Annotated in this window: 5 protein-coding genes and 1 pseudogene; 4 read left to right on the forward strand and 2 right to left on the reverse strand. The window is 72.0% G+C overall.

Going from position 1 to position 5,628, the window contains the following annotated elements; all coding sequences use genetic code 11:
* A pseudogene (locus tag ABZW32_RS38525) lies at positions 1–241 on the reverse strand (hypothetical protein); the annotation flags it as partial.
* A gap of 144 nt (positions 242–385) precedes the next feature.
* Between ABZW32_RS38525 and ABZW32_RS38530 the strand changes: the two are divergent.
* From ABZW32_RS38530 to ABZW32_RS38545, 4 genes are all read left to right on the forward strand, one after another.
* Positions 386–1,486 carry an LLM class flavin-dependent oxidoreductase gene (locus ABZW32_RS38530; RefSeq protein ID WP_356225406.1) on the forward strand — a complete coding sequence of 367 codons (1,101 nt, stop codon included), beginning with the start codon at positions 386–388 and terminating at the stop codon, positions 1,484–1,486.
* Positions 1,483–2,145: a CE1759 family FMN reductase gene (locus tag ABZW32_RS38535; protein WP_356225408.1), complete on the forward strand. Its 663-nt coding sequence runs from the start codon at positions 1,483–1,485 to the stop codon at positions 2,143–2,145. The genes ABZW32_RS38530 and ABZW32_RS38535 overlap by 4 nt, the downstream gene beginning before the upstream one ends.
* A 122-nt stretch (positions 2,146–2,267) precedes the next feature.
* Positions 2,268–2,807, forward strand: a complete 540-nt coding sequence (locus ABZW32_RS38540) for an EF-hand domain-containing protein (RefSeq protein ID WP_356225410.1) — start codon at positions 2,268–2,270, stop codon at positions 2,805–2,807.
* A gap of 160 nt (positions 2,808–2,967) precedes the next feature.
* On the forward strand, positions 2,968–4,572 hold the full coding sequence (locus ABZW32_RS38545; RefSeq protein ID WP_356225412.1) for an NAD(P)/FAD-dependent oxidoreductase: 1,605 nt from the start codon (positions 2,968–2,970) through the stop codon (positions 4,570–4,572).
* A gap of 97 nt (positions 4,573–4,669) precedes the next feature.
* Here the strand turns inward: ABZW32_RS38545 and ABZW32_RS38550 are convergent.
* Positions 4,670–5,628: carotenoid oxygenase family protein (locus ABZW32_RS38550; protein WP_356225414.1), on the reverse strand; the 959-nt coding region annotated here is incomplete at its 5' end.

Raw genomic sequence — 5,628 nt, forward strand, 5'->3', positions numbered from 1 at the left:
GGCGGACCACCGGGTCGGGATCGGCGAGCCGGGCCGCCAGGTACCCCGGTTCCCCGGCGGTCAGGGCGGCCAGCGCGGCGAGGCGGCGCTCGTAGGGGCCCAGGTCGTCCAGCTCCGTGAGCAGGGGGCCCAGCCACCCCCGGGCGGAGAGCCGGTGGGCGGCGACGGCGGTGTACCGGAGCCGGGCGGCGTGCGGCAGGGGTTCGAGGGCGGCGAGCAGCTCGCCGGCGGTGGAGATCATCACGGGCATTGTGTCCGACGGCACGCCCTGCCCCCAACGGATTTCGGGCCACCGGCGCACCGGGCGCGGAGTACGCGGAATACATCGACCGCACCCCCTGTTGGCGGGTATAGTTGAATCGTAAACAACTTTGGAAGGGGAGCCATGCAGTTCGGGATCTTCACCGTCGGTGACGTCACGCCCGACCCGACGAACGGACGGGTGCCCGGCGAGCACGAGCGCATCAAGGCCATGCTCGCCATCGCGCAGAAGGCCGAAGAGGTCGGCCTGGACGTCTTCGCCACCGGTGAGCACCACAACCCGCCCTTCGTCCCCTCCTCGCCGACCACGATGCTCGGGTACATCGCCGCGCGCACCGAGAACCTGATCCTCTCCACCTCGACCACGCTGATCACCACGAACGACCCGGTGAAGATCGCCGAGGACTTCGCGATGCTGCAGCACGTCGCGGACGGCCGCGTCGACCTGATGATGGGCCGCGGCAACACCGGACCGGTCTACCCCTGGTTCGGCAAGGACATCCGCGACGGCATCGACCTCGCCATCGAGAACTACGCGCTGCTGCGCCGCCTGTGGGACGAGGAGACCGTCACCTGGAAGGGAAAGTTCCGCACCCCGCTGCAGTCCTTCACCTCCACGCCCCGCCCGCTGGACGGCGTCGCGCCCTTCGTCTGGCACGGCTCCATCCGCTCACCCGAGATCGCCGAGCAGGCCGCCTACTACGGCGACGGCTTCTTCCACAACAACATCTTCTGGCCGCCCTCCCACACCCGGCAGATGATCGAGCTGTACCGGCAGCGCTACGCCCACTACGGCCACGGCACCCCCGAGCAGGCCATCGTCGGCCTCGGTGGCCAGGTGTTCATGCGCGCGAACTCCCAGGACGCGGTGCGCGAGTTCCGCCCCTACTTCGACAACGCCCCGGTCTACGGCCACGGCCCGTCGCTGGAGGAGTTCGCCTCCCAGACCCCGCTGACCGTCGGCTCCCCGCAGCAGGTCATCGAGCGGACCCTCTCCTTCCGGGAGTACGCCGGCGACTACCAGCGCCAGCTGTTCCTCATCGACCACGCGGGCCTGCCCCTGAAGACCGTCCTGGAGCAGCTCGACCTGCTCGGCGAGGAGGTCGTGCCGGTGCTGCGCAAGGAGTTCGCGAACCTGCGTCCCGCCGGAGTGCCGGACGCGCCCACGCACCGGGCCCGCGTTACCGCGGCCCGGGAGGCCTCGGAGGAGGGGACGCGGGCATGAAGACCGTCGTCGTATCGGCGGGGCTGAGCTCACCCTCCTCGACCCGCCTGCTCGCCGACCGCCTCGCGGCCGCGACGCTGCGGCACGTGGACGCCGAGCCGCAGGTGATCGAACTGCGGGACCTGGCCATGGAGATCGCCCAGCACCTCGTCACCGGTTTCCCGCCCGCCCGGCTGGCCGCCGCGCTCGACGCGGTCGCGTCCGCCGACGGCCTGATCGCCGTGACCCCGGTGTTCGCGGCCTCCTACAGCGGCCTGTTCAAATCGTTCTTCGACCTCATCGACAAGGACGCGCTCACCGGCACACCGGTCCTCCTCGGCGCGACCGGCGGCACGGCCCGGCACTCCCTGGTCACCGAACACGCCATGCGCCCGCTCTTCGCCCACCTGCGCGCACTCGTCGTGCCGACCGCCGTCTACGCGGCCTCCGAGGACTGGGGCGGGCAGGGTCTGGCGCAGCGCATCTCCCGCGCGGGCGCCGAGCTCGCACGCCTCATGGAGCCCGCCGGCGGGCTGGCCGCCCCGGACGTCGACACCGCCGCCGCGATCGCACCCCGTTCGTCGACGGGGGCACTCACATCGGTGGACCCGGCCGACGGCTTCCAACCGGTGCCCTTCGAGCAGCGCCTGGCCGCGCTGCGGGCCGGACTCACCGCATGACGCGTCACCCGGAACGCGCAGTCACCCCCTCCTTCGCCTGCGGGAAGGGCGGGGCGTGTGGTTTCCTGGGCCCCGCCACGCAGCGTCACGAGATGACTGCATGAAGTGAAGGGGATGGTGTCGTGAGCGTTCTGGACATCAAGCTGGACCGGTCGTTCGACGTCTTCGACTCGGACCGGGACGGGCGGCTCGTGAAGTCGGACGTCATCGGCCTCTCGGACAGGCTCGCCGAGTCACACGGCCTGGCCCCGGACGCCCTGGCCGGCCTGAGGGAATCGCTGGCGGACCTCTGGGACACCGTCTTCCAGGCGATGGACAGGAACGACGACGGAGCGGTGGACCGGCAGGAGTTCCGGGCGGCCTTCCGGGCGCGGATCATCTCGGACCGGAACCGGATCTGGGAGCGCATCAGGACGATGAGCAACGCCTGGACCGAGCTCGCCGACCGCGACCGCGACGGCATGCTGAGCCGTGACGAGTACACCTCCCTGCTCCACGGCATGTTCCGCCTGCCCCGCGAGACCTTCGACGAGGCGTTCGACCGGCTGGACGTCGACGGGGACGGGCAGTTGAGCCGTGACGAGATCAGCTCCGCCATGAAGGAGTACTACACGAGCGAGAACCACTCGGCCCCCGGGAACCAGTTCTTCGGCCGCCTCTGAGGAGTCCGCAGGGGGGCACCGCAGTGCCCCCCTGCGGCCCCGCCCGCCCGCGGCCGCACCCGCGGAGCTCCGGCGCCGCCGGGCCGATTCGTATCGGGCGCCCGCTCGTTGAGGAGCAAGAGGAAGCCGATCTCCCAAGACCTATCTGGAGGACCTCTTGATGGCCGCCGAAGCCGCACTGCCGGTGATCGTTCTCTCCGACTCCGATCCGCTCCGCCGGCACGAGACGGCCGAGCTGGTGCAAAGCTGGTACCGGACGTCGTTCCGTGTGCTGCAGGTCGGAGGTCCGGCGGAGGTGGCGAGGGCGCTGGACTCACTGGCCGACCGGCGGGTGCCCGTCGCCGCCGTACTCGCCGATGAGGCCCCCGAGCCCGCCGCGGCGCACCCCGGTGTGCGCTGGCTGTCGCTGAATGGACGTGCCGACGCCGTGCCCGGCGCGCGCACCGCACCGGCCGGGAGCGACGAGCACCCGGCCGAGCACCTCCGCGGCGCCCTCGACGACTCCCTGTGCACCTGGAACGCCGACTTCCGCGGCGATCTGCCGACGGCCGAGGTGCGCGGCAGCCGCTTCTCGCCCGCCGCCTACGCGGTACGCGACTTCCTCGGCCGCAGCGGCGTCATCTTCCGCTGGCTGCCCGACGAGGACGTACGGGACTCCCCGGTGCGCGTCCGGCTCGGCGACGGCACCGAGCTGGTGGACCCCCCGATCAGCGAGCTGGCCGAACGGCTCGGTCTCATCCGGCCGGCCGAGCAGGACCACTACGACGTCGCGGTGATCGGCGGCGGCCCCGGAGGGCTCTCCGCGGCCGTGTACGCCGCCGCCGAGGGCATGAGCGTCGTGGTGATCGAGGACGACGCGCCCGGTGGGCAGGCGGGTTCGACCTCACGGATCGAGAACTACCTCGGGTTCCCCGTGGGCCTCACGGGTGGGGACCTCGCCCAGCGGGCCCTGCAGCAGGCCCGCAGGGCCCGCGTCGAATGGCAGCCCACCCGGGTGGCCGGCCGGGTGACCCCGACGGAAACGGGCGGCCACGCCGTCGAGTTCACGAAGGCGGGCACCGACGAGAAGGCCTCGGTGACCGCGGCCGCGGTGGTCGTCGCCACGGGAGTGGACTGGAACCGCCTCACGGCTCCCGGCGTCGACCGCCTCCTCAACTCCGGCGTGTACTACGGATCGTGCCTGTCCGACGCCCCCTCGACCGTGGGGGAGGACGTGTACATGGTGGGCGCGGGCAACTCCGCCGGACAGGCCGCCCTCTACTTCGCACGCTACGCCCGCACCGTCACCCTGCTGGTCCGGGGCACCGACCTCGGCGCTTCCATGTCGAGCTACCTGGTGCAGCGCATCGAGCGGACCCCGGGCCTGAAGGTCCTGCTGGGCACCGAGGTGGCCGAATGCCTCGGCGGGACCACCCTCACCGGGCTCCGGCTCCGCGAGCGGGCGGCGGGCGCCGAGCGAACGGTCTCCGCGCACTGCCTGTACGTCCTGATCGGCGGCCGGCCCTCGACGGAGTGGCTCGGCGGCACGCTGAGGCTGGACGACCGCGGGTACGTCCTGACCGGCAGCGGCGGGGCCGGGCCGGAGGCGCTGCCGATGGAGACCAGCCTGCCCGGGGTCTTCGCCGTGGGCGATGTGCGGTCCGGATCCGTGAAGCGGGTCGGCGCAGCGGTGGGCGAAGGCGCCGCGGTCGCGCAGTCCCTGGTCGAGTACCGGCGGCGGTGTCCCGAGCGCTTCCAGGACGCGCGGGCGTCCTGCGGCTTCTGACCGGCCCCGCCTGCCACACCGAACGGCCCCGCGAGCCGGCTGCTCGCGGGGCCGTTCGGGTCCGTGTCCTTCCCGTGCGGCGCGCGGTCGGTGGTGCTCAGACGCCGTCGGGTACCCAGGAACCGTGGACGCCCCCGGGTACCCGGCGCGGCAGGTGGACGGCGGCGACCTGTTCCAGGCCCGAGGCGTCGAGGACCAGCAGTTGCGAGGCGTCCTGCTTGAGGTCGGAGACGACGGTCAGCAGATAGCCGTCGTCCTCGCACGTGGCGTCCGCGGCGGGTACGAAGACGGCCTCGCCCGGCATCCGGGCGTCGCCGGCCGGCCGGATCCGGCGGGCGCCGGTGGTGCGGTCGTACTTGACGACGCCGTAGCCCCCGAAGCCCTTCTCGTCGGGGAAGGAGATGGCGTACTGGTAGCGGTTCTCGGCGCCCAGATAGGCCTCGTTGAGGGTCGGGAACTCCACCGGCAGGTCGTCGATGATCTGCTCGGCGACCGTCTCTTCGGCCAGGTCGACGACCCAGCGGCGGGTGTAGGAGTGGGAGGCGGGCTCGCTGCCGCGACCGGGCGCGCCTACCCACCAGTTCCAGGAGAGCCGGAAACCCTCGCGGTCCACGGTGGGGCCCTCCAGGACGATGCGGCCCTGACCGTCCTCGTAGGCGTTGGAGACGTGCAGCATGCTGCCCGGCTCGATGGAGAACCAGCGGACGTGGCGGGCACCGTCCGCGCCGCGCGGCATCACCCCGATCCGGGCGGGCTGCCCGTCGCTCCAGGCGTACGGGATGCCGGAGTGCTCGGCGGGATCGAAGGTGACGTTGCCCTCGACGAAGACCACGTGGCGGCGGGTGATCGCGAAGTCGTGCTTGAGGGAGGCCGTGGCTCCCGGCACCTCGGCGCTGTCGGTGATCCCGCCCTTGGCGTCGGCGACGTAGTAGGTCAGGAACGGCGGGAACGGCGAGGACCCGAAGAAGTGGAGCTCGCCCGTGGCCGGGTCTTCCTTGGGGTGGGCGGTCATGGCGGAGGTGAGTTTGCCGCCGAAGTCGTAGGCGCCGATGGTTT

This window comes from Streptomyces sp. NPDC004667 (genome assembly GCF_040609475.1).
Classification (GTDB): Bacteria; Actinomycetota; Actinomycetes; order Streptomycetales; family Streptomycetaceae; genus Streptomyces.

What these genes read in the sequence shown, in the direction of transcription:
- ABZW32_RS38535 (WP_356225408.1), top strand. Translation starts at nt 1,483, where the DNA reads ATGAAGACCGTCGTCGTATCGGCGGGGCTGAGCTCACCCTCCTCGACC.
- ABZW32_RS38545 (WP_356225412.1), top strand. Translation starts at nt 2,968, where the DNA reads ATGGCCGCCGAAGCCGCACTGCCGGTGATCGTTCTCTCCGACTCCGAT.
- ABZW32_RS38530 (WP_356225406.1), top strand. Translation starts at nt 386, where the DNA reads ATGCAGTTCGGGATCTTCACCGTCGGTGACGTCACGCCCGACCCGACG.